Source organism: Deinococcus aetherius (assembly GCF_025997855.1).
GTDB classification, from domain to species: Bacteria; Deinococcota; Deinococci; order Deinococcales; family Deinococcaceae; genus Deinococcus; species Deinococcus aetherius.
Genome location: NZ_AP026560.1, coordinates 2,005,421 through 2,026,366, shown reverse-complemented (window position 1 = coordinate 2,026,366; position 20,946 = coordinate 2,005,421). Strand labels below are relative to the sequence as shown.

Below are 20,946 nucleotides of genomic sequence, written 5' to 3'. Positions count from 1 at the left end.
GACCCCGCTGCGTACTGCGTCCCAATCCCCACACCCCACCGCCCCCACCCCTTACCCTGGTTCCCGTGAAGCGACTCCTCACCGCCCCCCGCGAGCCCGTCAACGCCCTCACCCACTGGGGCGGGGCGCTGGCGGCCTTAATCGTGCTGGGGCCGCTGCTGTGGTGGGCCTCGGCGCGGGGGCTGAGCGTGTGGCCCTTCCTCGTCTTCGGACTGAGCATGGTGGGGCTGTACGCCGCCTCGGCGAGCTACCACTCCTTCCGGGGAGGCGAGCGGGGCCTCCTGTGGCTGCGCAAGCTCGACCACGCGGGCATCTTCCTCCTCATCGCGGGAAGTTACACGCCGGTCGCGTACTACGGGCTGGAAGGAGTGTGGCGCGTCGGTGTGCTCGGTGTGATCTGGGGGATCGCCCTGACGGGTATCGTCCTCAAGCTCGTCACCATGCGGCTGCCGCGCTGGGTGAGCACGCTGCTGTACCTGGGGATGGGGTGGATCGCCCTCGGGCTGCTGCCGCAACTCGCGCGCAACCTGCCGCCCGCCGCGCTCGTCTGGCTGGCGGTGGGGGGCGTGCTGTACTCCATCGGCGCCGTCATCTACGGGACGAGGCGCTGGAATCCGCGCCCCGGCTTCGGATTCCACGAAATCTGGCACCTGTTCGTGCTGGGCGGCACGGGTGCCCACGTGGCGATGATGTTCCACCTGCGGTGAGAAACGAAAAAGGAAGGAAAGGAAAAGCCCCGGTTCATCGCCGGGGTCTTTCATGTCCGTTGTGGTCTCAGCGGAGCCCGACCACGCCGAAAACCCACGCCTGCACGGTGCGGATGATGTTTCCGATAGGCCCCTGCGCGATGAAGATAAACAGCATCACGATCACGAAACTGAAGGGCTGAGCCTCGAACTGGGCGAGGCTGCGGCCCAGCGACGGCACGAGCGCGCCGATAATCCGGCTGCCGTCGAGCAGCGGGATGGGAATGAGGTTGAAGACGGCGAGCACGACGTTGATGCTCAGCACGTACGACAGGACCGTGAACGTGAACTGGCTGGGCGGCAAGAAGCGCAGCAGCAATCCCGCGACGAGGGCGATCAGCAGGTTGCTGATGGGTCCCGCCGCCGACACCCAGAGCGTGCCCCAGCGCCCCAGGTTGCGCGGGTTGATGGGCACGGGCCGCGCGAAGCCGAAGCCCGCGATCAAGAGGAGCAGGGTGCCGAAGGGGTCGAGGTGCTTGACGGGATTGAGGGTCACGCGCCCGAAGCGCCGGGGGGTGGGATCGCCGAGGCGGTCGGCGGTGTAGGCGTGCGCGAACTCGTGGACGGTCAGGGACAGCACGAGCGCCGCCGCGATGATCACGAACTGAAGGGGGTTCGTGGTCAGGAGACTTAGCAACATATGGGGCGCATTGTACGGGGGAGAGCCGCCGGGCACGGGATGACCCCTTACCGAGGCCGGGCTCACCTCATCTGCTTGAGGAACCTGTCGAGCGGCGGGGCGGTGATCAGGGTGGAGTGCCCAGGTAGGCGGCAAGGGCCGCCCGCTCCTCGTCCCGCGAGTGGACCTTCCCCGCCTGGCGCAGGACGGCGAGGTGGGCGAGGGCCGCTCCCACCGCTGGGCCCGGCGAGACGCCGAGCGTCACCACGTCCCGCCCGGTCAGGACCGGGTACGCCTCCGGGCGGAGCAGAGCGCGCAGCACGCCCTCGGGTGTCCGGGGCGCGGCCGGGGCATCCCCCAGGGCGCGGGCGAGGAGGGCGCCCGGCTTTTCCCCCAGGCCCAGACGGGCGGCGAGTGCGGCGGGGTCGGGGTCGGCCGAGAGGAGGGCGGCCCCGTATACCTGGGGGGAGACGAGCTGGCCCGCGTCCTGCCGGGCGTCCAGGGCCTCCAGCCGTTCGAGGGCTCCCGGGGGCAGCAACGCCCCGGCCCCCCACCCCTCCAGGGCGCGGGCGGCGAGGCCCGGCCTGGGTTCGCCCAGCAGCAGGCGCAGTTCGGCGTGCAGGCGGGGCGTCCGCCCGGCCATGCCCAGCGCGTCCGGCACCTGTCGCAAGAGTTGTGGGTGTGCCACCAGCCCCAGCCGCCCGGCAAGCCGCGCCCCCCGCACGAGACGGCTGGCGTCCTCGTGGAGGGAGCGGGGGTGGAGGGGCCGTAGAACCCGCTCCCGCAGGTCCTCCAGGCCGCCCATCTCGTCGAGCAGGGTGACCCTCCCGTCGGGCCCGACCACCAGCGCGAGCGCGTTCAGCCCGAAGTCGCGCCGCCGCAGGTCGTCCGCCAACGTGCCGGGCTCGGGCACCGGGTTCTCCCCCGGCACCGGGTACCTCTCCCACCGCGCCCGCACGAGGTCGGCGCGCCGCCCGCCCGGCAGCGTCACGGTCGCGTTGCCGAAGGCCGGGTGGACGAGGTGGGGGAGACCCGTCGCGGCGGCGAGGCTTCCGGCGTCCGCCCCCTCGACCACCACGTCGAGGTCGAGGGGCGTTTCCCCCAGCAGGGCATCCCGCACCGCCCCGCCGACGAGGGCGACCCGGGCCCCCCCGCCCGCCCGCCGCGCGAGGTCCGTGAGCCACGCGCGGTCCTCCGCCTGCACCCGCTCCCACGCCCGGGCCGCCAGGTCGCCGTCTCCTGCCCCCGTCGCCGCGAGGCCCTCTCGTTTCATGGCGGTCATTATCCGCGCCGCCCAGGAGGGCTAACCTTGAGGCTATGTCCACGCTCGACGCCGCCCGACGAGACCTCACGCGGGTCCTCGGTTCGTACCTGGAGGGCGGGCGCCCCGACGGCGTCTTCCACCTCGCGCCGGGCGGGCCGGGCAGCACCCCCGCACTCGCCGACCTCGACGTGCCCGAACTGCACCTGGACCTGCTGCCGGAACCTCCTACCGAGGTGCAAAGGGCCGCGCTCGCCACGCTCGGGTACGTGCCGGGCGAGCGGGAGGACGTGTGGACCCACCCGGGCGGCTGGCGCCTCGTGCTGTGCGACCACGGGACGGGCTGGCGGGCCGGGCAGACGGCGCTGCGGGCCCTGCTGCTGGGAGGCGGGAAGGCCGCCGCCCGCTACCGGACGGTGTTTCTCGCCCGGGGAAGGGAGGAGGCGGACGCGGCCCTGCTCGCCGAGGCGCTCGCCCACCACGCCCGCACGGTGGGCTTCGCCCCCGCCAAGCACATTTCACGGGCCCTGAGCACCCTCCCCGACCTGCCCTGGATGGTGGCGGGTGGCCTGGCCCTCGACCTGCACCTCGGCGGACTCACCCGCCCGCACGACGACGTGGACGTGGTGATTCCCCGCCCCGCCCAGGTGAATGTGCGCGACGCGCTCCTGGCCGGGGGCTGGCGCCTCGACGCCTGCGGGCCGGGCGGTTATCGGCCCTGGACGGCGCCACTCGACCCGCCCCACCATCAGGTCCACGCCCGTCACCCGGAGTTGCCGGACGTGCTCATGCTCGACCTGCTGCTCACCGGCCTGGGGGACGGCCTCTGGCACTACCGCCGCGACCCGCGCGTGACCCTGCCGCTCGCCGAGGCTCGGCAGTTCGGGCCAGAGAACCTGCCCTACCTCGCGCCCCAGGCCGTCCTCCTCTTCAAGGGCGGCCACGCCGGGCGCGACCCGAGGGGCAAGGACGCCCGCGACTTCGACCGTGTCCTGCCCACCCTGACGCGAGCCGCCCGGGACTGGCTCGCCGGGGCGCTGAACGTCACGGCGCCGGGTCACCCGTGGCTGGGGCGGCTTTGAGACTGGACGATGAGGGACGAGCTGTACTCGTCACCCCTCACCCCGGCCCTCTCTGCCGCGCAGCTTTGCAAGTCCCGCAAGGGGAGCGGGAGAACGAGACCTCGTGTAGGACTGTGTTCTTCCCAACTGCATGTCAGGCATCTTGAGGGGATGAACGGGCCGGACGTGGGAACATAGGTCCTCACCCAGCCTCTCCCGCTGGCACTTTCAGGCGTCAAAAGAAGAGGGACACGGGCCAACCTCTCCCGTGTCCTCTCAAGAATCAGCCTGATTCAGGCGGCCCTTACGCCTGCGCCCGCTCCGCAGGTGCGTCGAGGGTGGCGATCTCGGCGGGGGTCATCTGGTAGTGCTCGCCGCACCAGTGGCAGACGATCTCCTGACCGCCCTCCTCGATCATCTCCAGCCGCTCGCCGGGGGCGAAGAACTTCAGGCTGCCGAGGGCCTTTTCGCGCGAGCAGCGGCACTGGAAGCGGGCGGGCTGCGCCTCGGCGGACAGCGTCAGGTCCAGGCCCTCGGCGGCGGCCTGCATGGTCTCCAGCAGGCTGCCCCGGCGCAGGCTGTCGGTGAACTGGCCGATGGAGCGGACGTTCGCCTCCAGCCGGGCCAGCGTCTCGTCGCTGACCCCGGGCATCGCCTGCACGAGCAGGCCACCCGCGCGGGCCACCCGGCCCCCCTCCTCGTACACCCCGAGCAGGACGGCGTTGGGAATCTGCTCCGACACGCCCAGGTAGGTGCTCACGTCCTCGGCGATCTCGCCGCTCACGAGTTCCACGCTGCCGGTGTAGGGCTCGCCGTTGTCGAGGAGGCGGGTGACCGCCAGTTCACCCTCGGTGCCGACGATGCCGCTCACGTCGAGCTTGCCGTCTGAGACGCGGATGGGGAGGTCGGCCCCGGGCTCGCGCACGTAGCCGCGCACCAACCCGTCCGCACTCCCCTCGGCGACGATCCAGCCCACGCTGCCGCCGCCTTGGATGCGGACGGTTACGCGGCTGTCGGGCTTCTTGCCCAGTACCACGGCAAGCAGAGCCGAGGCGGCGAGCGTGCGCCCCAGCGCGGCGGTCGCCGTCTTGCTGAGGTGATGGCGCAGCCGGGCCTCCTCGACGAGGGCGGTCGCGTCGATGCCAACAAGGCGCAAGGTCCCGCCCGCCGCCGTGCCGCGCAGCAGGAAAGAGTTTGGGTGGGCGTTCGAAGTCATTAGGAAACTTTACAAGAGCACGCTCAAGTCGGCTGTGGGAGGGCTCGCATTCAGGTCTGTCCCCACGACGGTTTCGCCAGACCCCGGACGGCCGAGCTTCTGGCGTGAGGGGATACTGGACGGACGCCGCTCACTTTTTGTGAGCTTCACACCCTCTGATTTCTGGCTGTCGATCCTGCTCATGAATCTTGAACGGAACTGGGGAGAGGACTCACAAGGGGAGCCTACCCTAACGCATCAAGTCCGTCCAAGCGGGCGGACCCTGCCACAAAATCCCCGCTCGGACCGTGCTTTCCGCTACACGAGCGCCCCAGGAGCCACCATGAAGAAATCCCTCCCCCTTCGTGCCGCCGCCCTCGCCACCCTCGCGCTGGCGCTCGCGGCGTGCGACAACCGCAACGCGAACAACAATAATACGGGCGGTGGCAACACGACGGCCAGCGGCGGCACCACGTCCCCGGCGGGGGGCGCGAGCGGGACCCTCGTCGTGCAGGAGAGCGCCGACATCCCGACCCTCGACCCCGGCACGACCTACGACACGGGGAGCGGGCAGGCTGTGGAGAACCTTTACGAGACGCTGGTGACGTACCAGGGCAACAGCCTCTCCGAACTGGGGCCCCTGCTCGCCACCGAATGGACCACGGGCCAGGGCGGGCGCGAGTACCGCTTCACCCTGCGCGAGGGCGTGAAGTTCCACTCGGGCAACGACTTCAAGTGCGCCGACGCCGAGTACACCTTCCGCCGTAACCTCGTGACGAACACCAGTTCGAGCGGCAACTGGTTCCTGTCGGAGAGCCTGCTGGGCACCGGAAGCAACGCGAACGACGATAAGTCGATCACCTGGGAGCGGATCACGAACGCGGTGAAGTGCGACGGCGAGACGCTGGTCTTCACCCTGCCCAAGGCCGATCCCGCCTTCCTCTCCAAGCTCGCGTACACCGGCCAGAGCATCGTGGACAGCGCACACGCCAAGAAGATCGGCGAGTGGGACGGCACCGAGGCGACCTGGAAGGCGGCGGTGGGCAAGGACCTCACCGGCAGCCCCCTCTCCCAGAACCCCAGCGGCACGGGCGCGTACCGCTTCCTGAGCAAGAACTCGAACGCCTTTACCGCCGAGGCCTTTGGCGACTACTGGGGCGACAAGGCGAAGATCAAGAACGTCGTCATCCAGATCGTGCCCGAGCAGGCCGCGCGCCAGCAGGCCTTCTTGCGCGGGGACGCGGACCTGATCGAGACGGGCGGGCGGCCCATCGTGGAGGCGCAGCTTCGCGGCAAGCCGGGCGTCGCCATCCTCGACGACCTGCCCGACATCAGCGCCTTCGGCATCTTTATGAACCAGGACATCAAGGGCGAAGGCCGCCTGGGCAGCGGCAAGCTCGACGGGCAGGGCATCCCGGCGAACTTCTTCAGCGACGTGAACGTGCGCAAGGGCTTCGTCTCGGCCTTCGACGTGCCCACCTACATCAAGCAGGTGCAGAGCGGCAAGGGCGAGCCGCGCAACTTCCTCCTCCCCGACTCTTTCCCGGGCTACGACCAGGACCTAGCTGCGCCCAAGTTCGATCTCGACGCCGCCCGCGAGGCCTTCCAGAAGGCGTGGAACGGGCAGGTGTGGAAAAACGGCTTCACCGTCAACGCGACCTACCGCGCCGGGAGCGTGCCCGCCCAGACCGCGATGGAACTGCTCAAGCAGAACATCGAGTCGCTGAACCCCAAGTTCAAGGTGAACATCCAGGGCAAGCAGTGGAGTGAAATTCTTCAGGACGGCGACCAGGGCAAGGAAATCCTGATCATGACCGGCTGGGCGCCCGACTACGCCGACCCCGACAACTTCGTCCATACGATGTACTCCTCGGAGGGCTTCTACCACCCCCGCGCGAACTTCACCGACCCGCAGCTCGACGCCTGGGTGCAGGAGGCCCGCACGACCACCGACACCGAGCGCCGCAACGAGCTGTATTCGCAGATCGCCAAGCGGGCCCAGGACCAGGCCTACTACATCCTGATGCCCAGCAATCCCGGCATCCTCGCCTACCGCGACAACCTCCAGGGCATCGGCAAGGACACCTTCAACCCCATGCTCGCCTTCCGCACGGGCACGCTCTGGAAGGACCTCAGCAAGTCGTAAGCTACAAGTTTCTTCTGGGCCGCATTCCGACGTGGATGCGGCTCCTTTCGTCTGCCCGCGCGGGTATCCTGACGCCATGCTCGACAGCGAAAGCCCCACCGCCCACGGGCGGCCCATCACGCTGCTCCTGGTGGACGACCACCCCGTCGTGCGCAAGGGCACCCGCGAACTGCTGGAGAATGAAACCGATCTGCGGGTGCTGGGAGAGGCCGACAGCGGCGAGGACGCCATCCAGAAAGCCCGAGCCCTGCAACCCGACGTGATCCTGATGGACGTGTCCATGCCGGGCATGAACGGCATCGAGGCCACGCGCATCATCAAGGCCGAGCGCCCCACCGTCGGCGTTCTGGTGCTGACGAGCTACGACGATGACGCCTACGTCTTCGCGCTGCTGGAGGCGGGGGCCGCCGGGTATCTCCTCAAGAACGCCAGCGAGGACGACCTGCTGGGCGCGGTGCGGGCGGTGGCGGCGGGGGAGAGTGCGCTTCACCCCTCCGTCGCCCGCAAGGTGCTCGAACGGTTCAGCGCCCAGCAGACGCCCACGCCGCCCGAGGATGCGCTCAGCCCCCGGGAATTGGAAGTCCTGCGCGTGGCGGCGACGGGCCGCACGAACAAGGAGATTGCCCGGGACCTCGACATCAGCCCGCGCACGGTGCAGGTTCACCTCGCCAACATCTTTTCCAAACTGGGGGTGGGGAGCCGGACGGAGGCGGTGCTGTACGGGATCAAGCGGGGGTGGATCGATCCCAAGACGTTGTAGGAGGGGCAGGGCGTCTTGCTCCGTTTACCCCCACCCCCCAGCCCCCTACCCCCAGGGGGGGCAGGGGGAGCGGCGCTGCGCTGGGCAAGGGCACACGGGCGGCGTGAGTGGGCGAGTCTTTCTGAACGCAATGTTTGATCTTGCTGCGTCCCATCTATGTGCCCACCGTCTCGCTGCGCGAGCCGACGTGGTCGTGGGCCAGGGGCGTTGATGCGGTGTGCTCCTGTTCGGCGTCCGGGGAGACGTTTTGAAAAGCGCAAAAGCTTCAGCTTCTTTTCTCCCTCCCCCCTTGCGGGTGACTCGTAGAGCTGCGAAGCAGAGGGTCGGGGTGAGGAGGCGTGTGACCAACGCCCCTCCCCTTCGCCGCCCACCACCCCATCTTTTTGCCCCTCCCCCTTGAGGGGGGAGGCTGGGAGGGGGTGACCGAAGCACCCACCAGCGCCCCTCGGCGCCCAACCCGCCAAACCTCTACCATCTGCTCAACCCCCCGCACCCCCTCCTTCCCCATGACCCTGCCCCCCTTCCCCCCCGATCTCGGCGCCGTGCCCACCGTGCGGGCGTTCGGCGCCGCCCTGGCCCAGTTCGCCTGCCGGACGGTGCGGGCGCACGGCGTTCAGGTCTGGGCCGTGGTGGGGGGGTCGCTCGGCGTGGTGGGGGAGGAGGGCCGGGGGCTGGGGCTGAGTGACGGGACGCTGGCGGCCCGGTCGCTGGCACAGGGGGAGACGTTGGAGGAGGGGATGCTCGCCTGCGTGCCCTTCGGGGGCGGGGTGCTCGAATTCGTGGGGGCGGACCCGGCGGGGGTAGAGGTCATGGCCGGGCTGACGCCGCTCCTGACGCTGGCGCTGGAGGGGGTGCAGGCGCGGGAGGCGCGGCGGGGGCAGGGGCGCGTCGCGGAGACAGTGGAGCGGCTGGTGCGGCGGCTGGGGGGCAGCCTCGACCTCGCCGAGGTGCTCACCGCGACCGCCGAGAGCGCCGCGCTCGCGCTGGGCTTCGGGCGGGCCTTCGTGGGCCTGTTCAGCGAACTCGGCGAGGACGGGGCGCGAACTGGGGAGGTGTTCACGTACGGCTTCGATCCGTCCTTTACGGGAGGGATCGGGGTGGGGCCGGTGTCGCTCGGGCGGCTCACCGGGCGCGGCGAGGTCATCCTCTTTGAAAAGGCGCGGGACGCGGGCACCCCGCTAGGCGCCGGGCTGGCCGAACTCGACCCCGAGGTCGCCCTGATCGCGCCCCTGACCGCCCGGGGCCGCCCGCTGGGGTTGCTGTACGTGGACAGCCGCTCGCCGGGAGCCCGCGTGACCGAGGACGACACCCGGCTCGTGCTCGCGCTCGCCGAGCAGGCGTCCCTCGCCATCGACAACGCGCGGCTCTACGGCATCGAGACCCGCAAGCGCGAGGCCGCCGAGGCGCTGCGGGAGGCGGGGGCGGCGCTGGCGGGCAGCCTGCACCTCAGCGACACGCTGGAGCGGATTCTGGAGCAGGCCACCGCCCTCTTCGGCACCGACGCGGCGGGCGTGTACGAGCTGCAACCCGACGGGCGCACCCTCTCGATCCGCAGCGCGGTCGGGCTGCCCAGCGAATACGTCCTGCGCGTGCGGGCCAAGGTGGGGGCGGGCGTGACCGGGCGGGCCGTCGAGCGCCGCGCTCTGGTCACCGCCGTGGACCTGAACACCGCGCACCTCGGCGGGGGAAGCCGCTACACCCGGCAACTCCTCGCGCAGGGCCGCTACCCGTACCGGGGCGTCATCGGGCTGCCGCTGGGCACGCGGGCGGGCGTGTTCGGGGCCCTCACCCTGTACTGGAAGGCTCCCCTGCCCCTCGACGCGGACGACCTCGCCCTGACCGAGGTGTTCGCCGCGCAGGCCAGCCTCGCCATCGAGAACGCCCGGCTGTACGAGGAGGAGCTGCGCCGCGAGCGCGAGGCCGCCGTGCTGCTGAACGTGGGGCGCCTGCTCGGCGAGGACCAGAGCGACCGCGCGCTGTCCGAGGCCGCCCGGCTCGCCACCCTGGCGCTGAATGCCGGGCGCGGTTTGATCGCCCTGACCGGGGGGGAGACGGGCGAGGTCTCGCGCTGCGCGGGCTTCAATCTGCCCCCGCTCGCGCCCGCCGACCTCGCGGGGCTGCTCGCGCAGGTCGGGCGCGGTCCCCGGCCCCTGACTCGCCGCCACGCCCTGCCCGGCGCCGGGAGCGCCCTGATCGTGCCCCTGCGCGGCGGGGCGGGGGGCGACACGGTGCTCGGCTTCCTCTACGCCGACGACCCCGGCGCGGAGGCCCCCAGCGACCGGGTGCTGGGGCTCGCCCGCAGCGTCGCCGACCAGATGGCCCTGACCCTGACCCGCGAGCGGCTGCTCGCCGCCCTCGCGCGGGAGGAGGCCCGCTACCGCCAGCTCGCGGAGGGCGCCCACGACCTGATCCTGAGCGCGGACCCCTCGGGCACGGTGACCTACGCGAACCCGGCCGCCACCCGGCTCCTCGCCCCGCTGACCGGGCCGCTCGTCGGGGCCTCGCTGCTGGGTCTCGCCACGCCCGCCACCCGCCCCGCCCTGCAAGCCGCCTGGGAGGCCGCGCACACCCAGCCCGGCGGGGGCCGCGCGGAGATCGAGGTGGCGGGCTACCGGCTGGAGGTCCGCCTCAGCGCCGTGCGGCCGGGGGGCGTCCTCCACGGGGTCCTCACCGTCGCCCGCGACCTGTCGGAACTCCAGACGCTCGCCGACGAGATCCAGCGGCGGGGGCAGGCGCTGGAGGCCGCCACCAGCCGCACCCTGGAACTGAGAAGCTACCTCACTCTCTTTACCCAGGCGCAGGAGGAGGAGAGGCGCCGCATCAGCCGCGAACTCCACGACGACACGGCCCAGGTCCTCGTCGCCACCACCCGGCGCGTCGCCCGCCTCGCCCGCGAATTGGGGGGCGAGCACCGCGCCCGCGCCGACGACATCCTGGGGGACCTGGGCGCCGCCATCGAGAGCGTGCGCCGCTTCGCCCGCAACCTGCGCCCCAGCGTCCTCGACGACCTCGGCCTGCTTCCAGCCCTCGAATGGCTGGTGTCGCAGGCGCAGACGGACGCCCGGCTGGAGATCAGTGGGGCCGAGCGGCGGCTGCCCCCCGCCCTCGAACTCACCGTGTTCCGGCTGGCGCAAGAAGCCCTGACCAACGTGGACAAGCACGCCCGCGCCCGCACGGCCGCCATCCGCGTCGCCTTCGAGGAGGACGGGGTGCGCGTGGCGGTCAGCGACGACGGCCAGGGCTTCACGCCGGGTCAGGCCCAGGCCCGCGCGCAGGAGGGCCACCTGGGCCTCATCGGCCTGCGCGAGCGCGTGACCCTCGCCGGGGGAGAGCTGGAGGTGGACAGCGAGCCGGGCCGGGGAACCACGCTGAGGTTCCGGCTGCCGGGGTGAGGCAGAGTGCTCCTTTGCCCGTACAATGCCGCTATCTCTTTGGGAGCCGACCTCTGTGATCCGTTGACCCACCTCTTCAGCGAGAACCCGTCCCTCACTCTGGTGAGCGGTCCTTCTTTCCGACTGCCGAGGTGTCAACATGGCTGTTCCCCGAGCGTACCTGGAGAAAATCCGGTCGGTCTATCCCGGCCTGTCCCTGAACACGTTGGACTTCAACCAGGATGGGATGGTCAACGATGTCGTCGTTGTCAACGGCGAGGTGGTCTGCCGCTTCGGCAAGCATCCGTGGGCCGCTGAAGCTCTCCGGCAGGAGGCGCGCGTTCTGGCCCTGGCCCGTGAGTACACGTCCATGCGCACGCCAGAGTTCGAGCACCTGGAGCCGGAGTTCGTCACCTACCGGTTCCTCCCCGGTGAGCCCCTGACCCGCAACCTGCTTCTGTGGCTCTCCCCGGAAGCCCGCCGGGCTGTCCTGGCCGACCTCGTGACCTTTCTGCGGCAGATGCACCACATCCCCCGTGCGGCGGTCGAGGCGGCGGGTCTTCAGGCCTCGGACGCCTTTCGAACACGTGAGGACTGGTCGGCGTTGCTGGCTCAGGCCGAGGAGCACCTGTTCCCGCTCCTGATGCGCCATCAGCGCGCGTGGCTTCTCGGCCACTTCGCTCCGGTCCTGGAGGACACTCTGGACCTGAACCCCACGCCCCGGCTGATCCACGGTGACTTGGGTGTGTACCACGTGCTCTTCGACCCCGACGCCCGGCGGCTTGCAGGCGTCATCGACTTCGGAACGGCGGGCCTGGGTGACCCCGCCACCGACCTGGCGGTGTTGCTGAGCAATTACGGGGAATCTCTGGTCGGCGAAGTCCTCCCCGCCTATCCAGAGCTGACCGACCACCTCGACCGCGCCCGGTTCTGGGCGGGCACACTGGAGGTGCAGTGGGCGCTGGCCGGTCTCGTCCACGGTGACCGGGCCCTCGCTCTGGCCCACCTCGGCGGGGCACGCGATGTGCTGCCTCTCGGTCGCTAGGGCCGCGTGTCCAGGTCCGTCCCGAACTGCCGGTTCATGAACACCGCGAGTTCCCGGGCGAAGCGTTGATGTGCCAAGTTGCTCGGGTGCACGCCGTCGAGGCTGAAGGACCTCCCAAAGGGGGACGCCGCCGTGGGAATCAGGGGTCGCCCCGGCAGCGTGTCGAGCACCCGCGTCACGTCGAAGACGGGCACCCCGCGCGCGGCGGCGATCTCGCGGATGGCGGCGTTGTACCCCTCCACGATCCGCTGCGACTGCGCGTACTCGGCGGCGGTCAGCGCCTCGGGGGCGTTGCAGGAGAGGGGGGCCGCCTTGCTGGCGCGGCCCACGATGACGCTGCCGAAATACACGTCCTGCCCCCGGCAACTGTCGTCCACCACCCCCACGAGGCGGAGTTGCCGCACCGGGATCAGGGCGGGCACCCGCGTCACGTCCGGCACCGTCATCAGGACGAGGGAGCGGACGCCCCCCGCCAGCAGCCGGTCCACCAACGTCGCGTAGTCGGCCCGGAAGCTCTCCAGCGGCGTGGCCTGGTCGGGCCGCCCGCGCAGGGTGGGCAGCAGCACATCGTTGTTGCCGATCCAGAGGGTGACGAAGAGGGGACGGCGGGCCAGCGCCGCCTCCAGTTGAGTGGTGCCGGGGCCCAGGATCGCCCGGTAAAGGTCGGCGTCGTACAGTTGCGGGTCGGGGTCGGTGACCCGCGTGTCGGTGCTGCGGAGCACGTCGCCCACCTTGGCGCCCGGCACCGCCACGACCGGGGACACGGCGCCCGGCTGGCGGAGCGTGCAGTTCTTCGTTCCCGTCACGCCCACCGGGGGAGGACAGCCGGGGTCCTGCACCTCCGGCATGGGCACGTCCAGCCCGGCCCGCTCGCCCAGCAGCCGGGGGTAGGCTGACCGCTGCGACTCGGCGGTCAGCCCGCCCGACTGGAACCCGGCGGTGATGCTGTCGCCCATCGCCACGTAGCGGGTGAACGGGGCGGCGTCCGGGCGCGGGGTGTGAGCCGTCTGCCTGGGGGCGCAGGCCGCAAGCAGGAGCAGGGCGAGGGGCAGGAGTCGCTTCATGACACCACCTTGGTCGGGATGAGGGGCCGGGTAGACCCATCCGGAGTGGAAGTCTGCCGTGTCGGTTCCGCGTCTTCCCGCAGAGGTTACCCTGCCCGGCGCCCCCCGACTACACCCACGCAGACACCTGCCACGGCGCAGGGCGCGGGAGTGCCATATCCCACGCCCTTCGCTCCGTTCATCCCGGCCTTACAGCGCCAGGTACGCCTCCCTGACCTTCGGGTCTGCCAGCAGCGCCGCCCCCGTCCCCGTGTTCACCACCTGCCCGTTTTCGAGGACGTAGGCGCGGCCCGCGAGCCTCAGACTCAGCCCCACGTTCTGCTCGACGAGCAGGATGCTCACGCCCTCCTGGTTCACGGCCTTCAGGGCCTCGAACACTGTCTGGGTCATCAGCGGCGAGAGGCCCAGGGAGGGCTCGTCCACCACGAGGACGCTCGGGCGGGCCATCAGGGCGCGGCCCACCGCGACCATCTGCTGCTCGCCCCCCGAGAGAGTGCCCGCGAGTTGTCCCTGCCGTTCACGCAGGCGGGGAAAGAGGGTATAGACGTGCTCCAGCGTCTGAGGCTGCGCGGCGCGGGCCTCGGAACGCATCGCCGCCCGGCGAGGCGCGGGACAACGCCGTCCTCGTCTGCCACTACTACACGGGCACGTCCCAGGCGGCGGGGATGGGGGCGGACGGGGTGCCCGGCTGGTGGGACTCCCTGATCGGGCCGGGGCGCGCGGTGGACACGGACCGCTTCTTCGTGGTGGCGATGAACACCCTCTCGAACGTGCAGGTCCTCGACCCCCGGGTGGTGACGACCGGGCCGGACACCGAGCACCCGCAGGGCGGCGCGTGGGGAGGACGTTTTCCGGCGTGGACCTTCGCCGACCTGCACGCCCTGCAACTCGCGCTGCTGCGGCGCCTGGGGGCAGAGAACTGGCAGGCGGTCGTCGGCCCCAGCCTGGGGGGAATGCAGGCGCTCCAGTGGGCGGCCCGGTCGCCGGACCTCGCGCCCCGGGTGGCCGCCGTCGCCACCAGCCCGTGCGCGGGGCCTTCGGGCCGCTGCTGCGCGACGTGGCCGCCTAGGGGGGACTCACGGGGGCGCTGCGGCTGATCTCCCTGTTCGGGCTGGGGGAGACGCGCTGGAGCGCACCTTCCGGGAGGCCGACTTCGAGGCGTACCTCAGAACGCGGGCGGGGACGGCCAGCCTCGCCCACATCCTCGACCTCGCGCGGGTGGTGGAGACGCACGACCTGAACGAGGTCGCGCCCCGTCCCGACCTCTTCGCCCGCTGGCGGGACGCGGGGCTGCGTCTGCTGACCGTGAACGTCCGGGGAGACCTCTTCTTCCCGGCGGCGGAGATGCGGGCGTTCGCGGGGGCGAGCCGGGCGGCGGGCGTGGCCCACACCCACCTGGAGTTCGACTCGGCGCACGGGCACCTGGGCTGCGTGGCGGACACGGCGCCCTTCGCGCCCCTGCTGCGCGGGCTGCTGGAGGACACGCTGCCCACCGTGCCCCTCCCGCCCGAACCGCTCGGTGCCGGGGACGTGGCCCATGCCTGACGGAGAGCAAACCCTCGTCGCCCTGCACAGCAATTTCGCGTCGGCGGCGTGGTGGGAGAAATTGATCGCCCACCCCCCGGCGGGCTGGCGCGTCCTCGCCCCCGACCTGCCGGGCTTCGCGGGGACCGGGCACGAGGGCGAGGTCAGCGTCGGGGCGTACGCGGACTGGCTCGGCGGCTGGCTCATAGATCAGGGCGTCACGCGGCCCGTGGTGCTGGGGCACAGCCTGGGCGGGGCGGTCGCGCTGGAGTTCGCCGCGCGTGACCCGAACGCCCTCTCCGGTCTGGTCCTCGCCGCGAGCGCGCCCCTGACCGGCCTCGTCACGCCTGAGGAGAACTACCCCGTGCTGGAGTTGCTGCGGGCGAACGCGGGCCTACGCGAGGTGAGCCTGGGGGCGCTCTTCCCCTCCGCCCGGCCCGCCAACTTCGCGCGGCTGGTGGAGGACGCCGGGCGGATGGCGGGAACGCACTACGCCGGGAACGCCCGCGCCCTCGCCTGCCGGAGCGTGGACCCCGCGCGCCTGGCCGGGCTGCCCGTCCTCGTGCTCGGCGGGGCGCTCGACACGCTCGTCACCCCCGAGATGGTGCGGGTGCAGGCGGCGGCGCTGGGCCGGGAGGCGATCATCCTGGACGGGCGCGGCCACGGCTTCCCGCAGGAGGACCCGCAGGCCTTCCGCGCCCACTTGGGCGCCTTTCTGGAGACTTTGCTGGGGAGCGGCCTTACAGTGGAGACTCGATGAACAAGGTGTATGCGAGCGCCGCCGAGGCGCTGAGGGACGTGGTGCAGGACGGCCAGACCGTCGCCGTGGGAGGCTTCGGCCTCTGCGGCATCCCCGAACAACTCATCCTCGCCCTGCGTGACAGCGGCGTGAAGGAGTTGACGGCGGTCAGCAACAACGCGGGCGTGGACGACTGGGGCCTGGGACTGCTCCTCCAGACCCGCCAGATACGCCGGATGATCTCCTCCTACGTCGGCGAGAACAAGGAGTTCGAGCGCCAGTACCTCGCCGGGGAACTCGAACTGGAGTTCACCCCCCAGGGCACCCTTGCCGAGCGGATGCGCGCGGGGGGCGCGGGTATCCCCGGCTTCTACACTAGGACGGGTGTGGGGACACTGGTCGCCGAGGGCAAGGAACACAAGGAGTTCGACGGCGAGACGTACATTCTGGAGCGCGGCATCGTCGCCGACCTCGCCCTCGTCAAGGCGTGGAAGGCCGACAGGGCCGGGAACCTCGTGTACCGCAAGACCGCCCGCAACTTCAACCCGGTGGCCGCCACTTGCGGCAGGGTCACCGTGGCCGAGGTCGAGGAACTGGTGGAGATCGGGGAACTCGACCCCGACGAGGTGGACACGCCCGGCATCTTCGTGCAGCGGGTGGTCCTCAATGCAACGCCGGAAAAGCGTATCGAGCAGCGCACCACGCGGAAGGCGGAGACGTCTGCCTCCAGCGCCGCCGGAGAGGAGGTCTGACATGCCCTGGACGAGGGACGAGATGGCTCGCCGCGCCGCGCGGGAGTTGCAGGACGGCTATTACGTGAACCTGGGCATCGGCCTGCCCACCCTGGTCGCCAACCACATCCCCGAGGGGGTGAGCGTGTGGCTCCAGTCCGAAAACGGCCTGCTGGGCATCGGCCCCTTCCCGACCGAGGAGGAGGTGGACCCCGACCTCATCAACGCGGGCAAGCAGACCGTCACGGCGTTGCCCGGCGCGAGTTTCTTCTCCAGCGCCGACTCCTTCGCCATGATCCGGGGCGGGCATGTCAACCTCGCGATCCTGGGCGCGATGCAGGTCTCGGAGCGGGGCGACCTGGCGAACTGGATGATCCCCGGCAAGATGGTGAAGGGGATGGGCGGGGCGATGGACCTCGTGGCGGGGGTGCAGCGCGTGGTGGTGTTGATGGAGCACGTGGCGAAGGGGGACGCGCACAAGATTCTGCGCGAGTGCAGCCTGCCGCTGACCGGCAAGGGCGTGGTGGACCGCATCATCACCGACCTCGGCGTGCTCGACGTGACGCCGGAGGGGTTGAGGGTGATCGAACTCGCCCCCGGTGTGACGTTTGAAGAGATGAGGACCAAGACGGGGGCGGAGCTTCGGGAGTAACCCTGTCATCCCTGTGGTCCTTGCGTTCGTTGTCCGGGGGAGGTCGTATGCGGGCTCGCGGGTCTCGGGCTGGCGGCGTGCCTCTCCGGGGTGCTGGCGGCGCTGAGCCTGGGCTTTTCCAGGGACGCGCCGCTCCCCAGGGATGCCGGAAGGAGACTCATCGCTTTGGCAGGGTTCAGCCTGCTCGTCTGCGCCCTGGTCCTCCGGTGGCTGGGCCGCAGGCTGAACCGGGCCGCGCAGGCCGGGGAACGTCACTGAGGGCTACTCCCTGACCGGCGAGGGCGAGGCGGACCTCACCTTCGCCACCACGGGCCCGTCCGGTTTGAGGGTCACCCCCGCCACCAGCCCCGTCGGCCCGCCCCCCGGCACCTCCAGGGTGAACTCCCGCAGCACCAGCCCGGCGATGATCGCGGCCTCCATCAGGGCCAGGTGGTTGCCGATGCACATCCGCGCCCCCGCCCCGAAGGGCATGAAGGCCTCCGGCGTGCGTTCCCTGCCGAGCCACCGCCCGGGCCTGAAGGCGTCCGGCTCGGGCCAGTACCGCGCGCCCCGGTGCAGCAGGAAGATGTTGACGCTGACGTTGGTCCCCTCGGGGAGGGGCACGCCCGCCACCGTGACGGGCCCGGTCGCCTGCCGGGGGACGAGCCACGCCGGGGGGTACAGCCGCAACGTCTCCTGGATGCAGGCGCCCAGCAGCGGGAGGTTCCGCGCGTCGGCGGCGGTGGGGGAGCGGTCCCCCAGCCTCTCCCGCGCCTCGGCCTGCACCCGCTCCCGCAATTCCGGGTGGCGGGACAGGGCCAGGAACAGGAAGGTCAGCAGCGTGGCGGTGGTCTCGTGCCCGGCCAGGAAGAGGGTCATCACCTCGTCGCGCAGCTCATGATCGGTCAGGCCGCCCCGGCCCTCCTCGTCGCGGGCCGAGAGGAGCATTCCCAGCAGGTCATTGCCCTCGGCGCCCGAGGCGCGGCGCTCGCGAATGATGCGGTGGACCAGGGCGTCGAGGGCCCGCGCCGCCGCCTTCTCCCGCCAGAGGGACGGGGTGGGCAGCCGCCAGTCCACGGGCGACCGCACCCGGTTCGTCGTGCTCGTCAGGAGGGGCGGCAGTTCGCGCTCGACCACGCGCAGGTCACGTTCGTCGAGCGCCGCGCCGAACAGCACCGCCGCCACCGCCCGCAGGGCGACGCGCAGCATCTCGGAGGCCACGTCGACCGGTTCGCCCGACCGCGCGGCGGCCTCCAGACGCGCGAGCAGGGGCTGGGTCGCCCGCGCGATCTCCTCCGCCATCCCCTCCAAGGCTGAGCGGTGGAAGGCGGGCTGCATCAGGCGGCGGTGACCGCGCCACACCTCGCCCTCGGCGGTGAGCAGCCCGCTCCCCAGAAAGTCCTCCATCTTCTGGATGCCGCGCCCCTTGCGGAAGCTGCCCGCCTTCGTCACGAGGACCTCGCGCGCGGCCGCCGGTTCCGCCACCACGAGCACGTCGCGCGGCCCGAAGCGCAGGCGGAACACGTCGCCGTACGCGGCGCGGCTGTGCCGCAAAAAGGCCAGGGCGTCGCGCCGCAGTTCGGGGAGGTTGCCGAGCGGCCCGTGTCCGCGTGGGCCGTCCGGCCAGCCGTTGAGTTGTGTGACTTGACCGACCGTTGAAACGGTGGTCTTCTCAGGCGACGGCATGACTTCCACCGTTCTCGCCTGATGGCAAGGCCCTTGCCAGGATGTTCTTCGCCGCGTTCCAATCGGCATGGTCTTCATGCCCACAGGAGACGCACCTGAACACCTCACCCAATCGGTTCTCCCGGCACGTATGCCCGCACCTGTTGCAGCGTTGCGAGGTGTATTGAGGAGCAACCGGGACCACTTTCCGGCCAGCACTCTCAGCCTTGCCGGAAAGGATTTGAAAGAACGATGCCCAACCCACATCCGAAATGCTCCGGGCGAAGTTGCTTTGCACCATGTTGGAGACCCTGAGGTCTTCGTGGGCAATCAGGTCGTGTTCGCGGACAAGCTTCCGGGCGGTTTTGTGGTGGAAGTCCTGCCGCTGGCGGCGAATCTTCCGGTGGGTCTTGGCGACCATCTGAACGGACTTCCGCCGCCGGTTGCTCCCCTTCCTGCGGCGAGCCGTCGTGCGCTGCTGAACGCGCAGCTTCTTGAGGAACTTCCCCAGGTGACGGGGGTTCTCCACAAACTCCCCGTCTGAGGTGATGGCAAAATAGCGCGTTCCCACGTCCACCCCGACGACACTTGCAGTCGCAGGAAGCGGATTCACCGGGACTTCGCAGGTGTAGACCGCGTACCACTGATCCACATCCAGCACGATTTGCAGCGTCTTTGGCACCCCTTCCAGCGGACGATGAAACTTGCACCTTACCGCGCCGATTTTGGGGATATTGATGCGCCGCCCTTCGTCTACAGGTTTGCCAGGGCTCAGCCACTGGCCCTTTTTCTTGTCCCAGACCTCCTTGAACTTGAAGGAGTTCCAACGCTGCCGGGGTTTGAAGCGGGGGAATCCGCCCTTTTCGCCCCGTTTCACGCGGGCAAAGAAACTCTTGTACGCCCTGTCCAGCCTGTCTAGCGCGTCTTGCAGGACGTGGCTGTAGACCCCGGCGTACTCCGGGCATTCCGCTTTGAGCGCCGTGATTTCCTTCTGCTGGTCGTAGGCCGTGACCGTCTTGCCCTGCTTCTTGTACGCGCTGATTCGCTGTTCCAGGCCCGCGTTGTACAGGGCGCGGGTGAGGCGCAACGTCTCAAACATCGCCGCTTCCTGCGCTGTGGTGGGGTACAGGCGAAATCTGAACACCCGGATGGTGGTACTGTCTGACATGCGAAGCGGCTCCTATCCGCTTGGCCACGCTCCCAGCGGTTCCCGCCGCGTGGGGGCATTGCCCATTGAGCCTACCACAGCACAGGGAGCTTCGGCTTGGCCGTCCTGCGGACGACGTGCCGCTAGACCCACCCCTGAAGGACTGATCGTTACCCACAACTCGGTCACACTGTGGCATGGAGACCCAATGGCTTGATCCCTACCTCTGGGCTGAACAGCAGTGGGGTACCCTCCGCCTGGGTGACCCTCGCCGAACACGACGCGCGGTTCAGCTTGGAACGGCACTGGCGGCCTGTCCAGAGGGCTCACTTCCGCAACAATGCGGCACCTGGGCCGAACTCAAAGCCGCCTATCGGCTCTTGGAAGGATCAACACTCGACCACCCGTCGGTCTGTGCTGCCCACTGGCAGCACACCCGAGCACAGGCCCAGCGGTCCGCTGGGCCTGTGCTCTTTATCCAGGACACCACCACACTGGACTTCAGTGCCCATCCCGCTACCGTCGGCTTGGGGCACATCGGGGACACGCACGGGCAGGGCCTGATGATGCATACCGCCTTGACGGTCACGACCCAAGACACCGTTCCTCAGATTCTCGGAGTGGCGTGGCAACAGACGTGGGCTCGTACGACGGTCAATAAGGGTCATGAAACGCGCGCAGAGCGTGCAAAACGTCGTACGGAGTACGACGTCTGGGCTGAAACGGTGCAAGCGATTGGATCGGCACCTCCAGACTGCACTTGGGTGAGTGTGGGGGACCGAGGCAGCGACGTGTTCAGCTCTCTGCGCATTGCTCGACAACTCGACTGGCACGTGCTGATTCGCTTGGCCCAGAATCGGTGCGTCCGCACCGCCCAGGGAGATGACAAAGTCCTGGACTGGATGCGCCGCCATCCCCCGGTAGCGATGATCTCGCTCTCACGCCCAGCCGAGCAGGGGCGGCCCAAACGGGAAGTCGTCTTGGGTGTGGCCTACGATGTGGGGTGGCTGCGCGCTCCCAGAACTGGAGCCGAGCGCCATCATCCGGCTCAGCAGGTGTGGTGCGTTCGCGCGTACGAGCTGCAAACGGGAGGCCAGGAGTTGGAATGGGTACTGCTGAGCACCTTGCCGGTCATCACCATCGAGCAAGCCTTGGAACAGTGGAATGACCCCCCAGGAGCGGACCAGGAGGCAAGGCACTTCGCCCCCGTCAGCCCGTAGGCTGACGGCACCGAAGGAGCC

At 70.2% G+C, this 20,946-nt stretch carries 19 protein-coding genes and 1 pseudogene; 13 read left to right on the top strand and 7 right to left on the bottom strand.

Features of this window, described 5'->3' with window-relative positions; all coding sequences use genetic code 11:
* Positions 1–65: 65 nt before the first annotated feature.
* Entirely contained in the window at positions 66–707 is a 642-nt protein-coding gene (trhA, locus tag DAETH_RS10140; RefSeq protein WP_264774781.1) for a PAQR family membrane homeostasis protein TrhA, read from the top strand.
* Between the two features lie 67 nt (positions 708–774).
* On the opposite strand, the gene DAETH_RS10135 is transcribed toward trhA, so the two are convergent.
* Together DAETH_RS10135 and DAETH_RS10130 are read right to left on the bottom strand one after the other, a co-directional pair.
* Positions 775–1,386, bottom strand: coding sequence for a site-2 protease family protein (locus DAETH_RS10135; RefSeq protein ID WP_264774780.1), 612 nt, complete (start codon positions 1,384–1,386; stop codon positions 775–777).
* A 106-nt stretch (positions 1,387–1,492) separates the two neighbouring features.
* Complete coding sequence (locus DAETH_RS10130) at positions 1,493–2,638, bottom strand: tRNA nucleotidyltransferase/poly(A) polymerase family protein (RefSeq protein WP_264774779.1); 1,146 nt, start codon at positions 2,636–2,638, stop codon at positions 1,493–1,495.
* A gap of 44 nt (positions 2,639–2,682) precedes the next feature.
* Here DAETH_RS10130 and DAETH_RS10125 point away from each other — a divergent pair, with 44 nt between their 5' ends.
* Complete coding sequence (locus DAETH_RS10125) at positions 2,683–3,708, top strand: nucleotidyltransferase domain-containing protein (protein WP_264774778.1); 1,026 nt, start codon at positions 2,683–2,685, stop codon at positions 3,706–3,708.
* A gap of 283 nt (positions 3,709–3,991) precedes the next feature.
* Here the strand turns inward: DAETH_RS10125 and hslO are convergent, their stop codons facing one another.
* The gene (hslO, locus tag DAETH_RS10120; RefSeq protein WP_264774777.1) at positions 3,992–4,903 is read right to left on the bottom strand and encodes an Hsp33 family molecular chaperone HslO; all 912 of its coding nucleotides are present in this window, start codon (positions 4,901–4,903) and stop codon (positions 3,992–3,994) included.
* Positions 4,904–5,225: 322 nt separating this feature from the next.
* On the opposite strand from hslO, the gene DAETH_RS10115 reads away from it, so the two are divergent.
* From DAETH_RS10115 to DAETH_RS10100, 4 genes are all read left to right on the top strand, one after another.
* Positions 5,226–7,028, top strand: coding sequence for an ABC transporter substrate-binding protein (locus DAETH_RS10115; protein ID WP_264774776.1), 1,803 nt, complete (start codon positions 5,226–5,228; stop codon positions 7,026–7,028).
* A gap of 76 nt (positions 7,029–7,104) precedes the next feature.
* Positions 7,105–7,788 (top strand): response regulator, encoded by a 684-nt coding sequence (locus tag DAETH_RS10110; RefSeq protein ID WP_264774775.1) that lies wholly within the window; start codon positions 7,105–7,107, stop codon positions 7,786–7,788.
* A 506-nt stretch (positions 7,789–8,294) separates the two neighbouring features.
* The gene (locus DAETH_RS10105) at positions 8,295–11,180 is read left to right on the top strand and encodes a sensor histidine kinase (RefSeq protein WP_264774774.1); all 2,886 of its coding nucleotides are present in this window, start codon (positions 8,295–8,297) and stop codon (positions 11,178–11,180) included.
* A gap of 139 nt (positions 11,181–11,319) precedes the next feature.
* Positions 11,320–12,204, top strand: coding sequence for a phosphotransferase family protein (locus DAETH_RS10100; RefSeq protein ID WP_264774773.1), 885 nt, complete (start codon positions 11,320–11,322; stop codon positions 12,202–12,204).
* Here DAETH_RS10100 and DAETH_RS10095 read toward each other — a convergent pair.
* Together DAETH_RS10095 and DAETH_RS10090 are read right to left on the bottom strand one after the other, a co-directional pair.
* Complete coding sequence (locus DAETH_RS10095) at positions 12,201–13,268, bottom strand: GDSL-type esterase/lipase family protein (protein WP_264774772.1); 1,068 nt, start codon at positions 13,266–13,268, stop codon at positions 12,201–12,203. The two genes, DAETH_RS10100 and DAETH_RS10095, sit on opposite strands and share 4 nt — an antisense overlap.
* Positions 13,269–13,457: 189 nt before the next feature.
* Positions 13,458–13,859 carry an ABC transporter ATP-binding protein gene (locus DAETH_RS10090; protein WP_264774771.1) on the bottom strand — a complete coding sequence of 134 codons (402 nt, stop codon included), beginning with the start codon at positions 13,857–13,859 and terminating at the stop codon, positions 13,458–13,460.
* A 74-nt stretch (positions 13,860–13,933) separates the two neighbouring features.
* Between DAETH_RS10090 and DAETH_RS10085 the strand changes: the two genes are divergently transcribed.
* The 5 genes from DAETH_RS10085 (at position 13,934) to DAETH_RS10065 (ending at position 16,914) form a co-directional block, all read left to right on the top strand.
* Positions 13,934–14,365 carry an alpha/beta fold hydrolase gene (locus tag DAETH_RS10085; protein WP_264774770.1) on the top strand — a complete coding sequence of 144 codons (432 nt, stop codon included), beginning with the start codon at positions 13,934–13,936 and terminating at the stop codon, positions 14,363–14,365.
* 121 nt (positions 14,366–14,486) lie between these two features.
* Positions 14,487–14,813: a hypothetical protein gene (locus DAETH_RS10080; protein WP_264774769.1), complete on the top strand. Its 327-nt coding sequence runs from the start codon at positions 14,487–14,489 to the stop codon at positions 14,811–14,813.
* On the top strand, positions 14,806–15,552 hold the full coding sequence (locus DAETH_RS10075) for an alpha/beta fold hydrolase (RefSeq protein ID WP_264774768.1): 747 nt from the start codon (positions 14,806–14,808) through the stop codon (positions 15,550–15,552). Before DAETH_RS10080 ends, DAETH_RS10075 begins: the two co-directional genes overlap by 8 nt.
* Positions 15,549–16,283 carry a CoA transferase subunit A gene (locus DAETH_RS10070; RefSeq protein ID WP_264774767.1) on the top strand — a complete coding sequence of 245 codons (735 nt, stop codon included), beginning with the start codon at positions 15,549–15,551 and terminating at the stop codon, positions 16,281–16,283. The genes DAETH_RS10075 and DAETH_RS10070 overlap by 4 nt, the downstream gene beginning before the upstream one ends.
* A gap of 1 nt (position 16,284) precedes the next feature.
* The gene (locus DAETH_RS10065) at positions 16,285–16,914 is read left to right on the top strand and encodes a CoA transferase subunit B (RefSeq protein ID WP_264774766.1); all 630 of its coding nucleotides are present in this window, start codon (positions 16,285–16,287) and stop codon (positions 16,912–16,914) included.
* Positions 16,915–17,175: 261 nt separating this feature from the next.
* Here DAETH_RS10065 and DAETH_RS10060 read toward each other — a convergent pair whose 3' ends face one another.
* Positions 17,176–18,579, bottom strand: a complete 1,404-nt coding sequence (locus DAETH_RS10060) for a cytochrome P450 (RefSeq protein ID WP_264774765.1) — start codon at positions 18,577–18,579, stop codon at positions 17,176–17,178.
* Positions 18,566–19,726 carry an RNA-guided endonuclease InsQ/TnpB family protein gene (locus tag DAETH_RS10055; protein ID WP_264774764.1) on the bottom strand — a complete coding sequence of 387 codons (1,161 nt, stop codon included), beginning with the start codon at positions 19,724–19,726 and terminating at the stop codon, positions 18,566–18,568. Before DAETH_RS10055 ends, DAETH_RS10060 begins: the two co-directional genes overlap by 14 nt.
* A gap of 176 nt (positions 19,727–19,902) precedes the next feature.
* Between DAETH_RS10055 and DAETH_RS24655 the strand changes: the two are divergent.
* Both DAETH_RS24655 and DAETH_RS10050 read left to right on the top strand, forming a co-directional pair.
* A pseudogene (locus tag DAETH_RS24655) lies at positions 19,903–20,079 on the top strand (IS4/Tn5 family transposase DNA-binding protein); the annotation flags it as partial.
* A 417-nt stretch (positions 20,080–20,496) separates the two neighbouring features.
* Positions 20,497–20,925: a hypothetical protein gene (locus tag DAETH_RS10050; RefSeq protein WP_264774763.1), complete on the top strand. Its 429-nt coding sequence runs from the start codon at positions 20,497–20,499 to the stop codon at positions 20,923–20,925.
* Positions 20,926–20,946: the final 21 nt, after the last annotated feature.